The sequence below is a fragment of the Saccharothrix stipae genome (assembly GCF_054781895.1).
The window spans coordinates 1-2,264 of the sequence record NZ_BAAGTN010000026.1 but is presented as its reverse complement, the minus strand read 5'-3'; the positions used below and the strand labels follow the sequence as shown (position 1 = coordinate 2,264).

The 2,264-nt window shown below is 69.3% G+C and carries 2 protein-coding genes and 2 pseudogenes; all 4 read right to left on the bottom strand.

The genetic code is table 11. From position 1 onward, the window contains the following. Positions 1-416 (bottom strand): annotated as a pseudogene (locus ACYVLT_RS37475) (hypothetical protein); the annotation flags it as partial. A 95-nt stretch (positions 417-511) separates the two neighbouring features. Continuing rightward, entirely contained in the window at positions 512-856 is a 345-nt protein-coding gene (locus tag ACYVLT_RS37470) for a hypothetical protein (protein ID WP_461124904.1), read from the bottom strand. Positions 857-945: 89 nt separating this feature from the next. Beyond that, positions 946-1,710: an FAD/NAD(P)-binding protein gene (locus ACYVLT_RS37465; RefSeq protein WP_461124903.1), complete on the bottom strand. Its 765-nt coding sequence runs from the start codon at positions 1,708-1,710 to the stop codon at positions 946-948. A 124-nt stretch (positions 1,711-1,834) separates the two neighbouring features. After that, a pseudogene (locus ACYVLT_RS37460) lies at positions 1,835-2,257 on the bottom strand (transposase); the annotation flags it as partial. Between the last annotated feature and the right edge of the window lie 7 nt (positions 2,258-2,264).

Sequence of the window (2,264 nt, the reverse complement as noted above, 5' to 3'; positions counted from 1 at the left end):
GAGGTCGGTGATCGGGGCGCTGGATGGGACGGGGCAGCAGAAGAAGGGCGAGTCCACCGCGCGGTGCCCCAGTGCACCGGTTCGGTCGGCACGCCGAACGCGAACCGCCTCGGGTGTGCCCGTCCGGTCGCGTCGATCAGACGGTACGGCTTTCCGGTGACGGCGAGCCCACCGGAGACGAGGCCACCCGACTCCGCGTCGGGGATCCGGTGGGTGATGCACGACCCGTTCTCGTCGGGCAGACCGAGGACCAGCGGGTCGGTGGTGGCGCGGATGTCGGTCACCGGCAGGCGCGCCTCGACGGGGGTCTGCGTGACGAACTCGGCGCCGGGGATCTCCTCGGAGCCGCCGACGAACCCGTCCGGCGCGGGCTTCACTCGCATGCCCGGCCCGCACACGTGCACCACGCAGCGCATCGCCCAGCTCGTCGACGTGCTCAGATGCCGGCCGTAGCGATACGCCGTCCGGGACAGTGCGACGCTCCTGAGGCCTGCGGGAAGCTTCCGTGGGCTCACTGGCCGTCGCAGGCGAACCCGGCGCACGGCACGTCGAGGCTCGCGATCTCGCTCCGGGACCGGCAGTACGTCCCCTCGCTGCTCACGAGCGCGGCGCTGTAGCCGCTGACAGTCTGGTCGCTGAACGCCGGCAGGTCGTCGGACCCGGCATACACCACTGTCGCGACCCCCTCCGCGTCCGTCTCCGCGTTCGCGGTGACTCTGCCCCCCTCGCTACCGTGATGGACGTAGAACGCCACGTCGGCACCGGGGACAGGGGCGCCGTCGACCAGGATCGTGGCGGTCAGCTCGACCGGATCCGCCGGACTGACGGTCGCGACGTCCGCGACCGCGATCGACACCTCCCGGCACCCCTGTCCACTTCCAGCCGCACAGCTCGTCGCGAGGGTGAGCAGTGCAGCGAGTGCCAGAAGCGTGCAGACGCGTTGTCTCACTCGCATGGTTCCTCGGGTTCGACGGACCGAACGGGTTCAGGACGTACTGGTTCACAGTGTGGATGAGGACGCTGATCGAGGCGCAGCTGGGTGATCAAGTCGGCCACGAGCCGGAGGTCAGCCCTCACCTGCGAGGCGACCGTGTTCATCAGCACCCCAGGCTGACCGGTGGGCCACACCCCGCCGGCGTGCAGGTGCGGGTCGACCACGTGCACCCGGACGCGGGTGCCGTCCGCGATCGCGTCGGCGCATACCCGCTCCACGACGGACAGCCCTCCCGGCCCGAGGCCGATCACACAGATCGTGGCGTCCAGCACGGCGGCAGTCTCACCGGGACAGCCGCGAATTCGCTGCGAATCCGCTGTGCGCGGTGTTTGACGAACCGGCGACACGCGCGGTACCACCGGGCAACGGTCCGGGCCTTCACTGGTGCGCGACTCACCACCACGGTGAGGCGCACCCAGGTACGGCAGCCGCCATGGGATGGACCCGCCGCCATTCGCTACGTAGCTGACCCGGGTGATCTCGATGGTGCGGGCGAGTCCGGTGCGTTTGTGGAACCAGCGTGATCGTGCTTGGTGTGTGCGTCGCCAGTTCACCCAGTGGGTTGTGTGTCCGGGTGGTCGTGGTGTGGCGGTGGCCTCGGCGATCAGGTGTTTGATCTCGGGGATGGTGAGCGGGATCAGACCGGTATCGGCGGGCGGGGGCTGGTCCGGGTGCAGGGGTTCGGAGGCCTGGCTGTCGGTGTGGTCGCGCAGCAACGCGGCGGTGACGGCGCAGACAGCGAGGGCGGCGCAGGCGAGCACGGTGTGCCGGGCGATCGCGGTGCAGAGCCGGACCTGGGACTGGTCCAGGCCGAAGCATTTCGCAGGACAGCACCATGCCGCTGGGCAGCGTGATCCGGAGGTTCTTCGCCACCCGCAACACGTATGCCTGCGCGTCGGCCTCGAAGTGGGTCCGCAACTCGGTGCAGTTGCCGTAAACCTCGTCCCCGCAGTAGAAATCCGGTCGGAACCCGTCACCGGCCGTCGTGGTGCAGATGTCGACAGCCAGCTGCCCCTTGGTGCGGAACCGCAGATCGGGCGGCAGGCCCATGCGCAGCGACGCCACCGGATCGCTGATGTGCTCGCCGGGGATCCACTGCCGGAACCCGATCAACGCATGCCCGACACCTTCGCGCACATACGACAGGTGCACCGTGTTGATCCCGTTCTCCACCCGACCCGCGCAGCCCATATGCTGACGTTTGACACCCGCGGTGGACTCGCCCTTCTTCTGCTGCCCCGTCCCATCCAGCGCCCCGATCACCGACCTC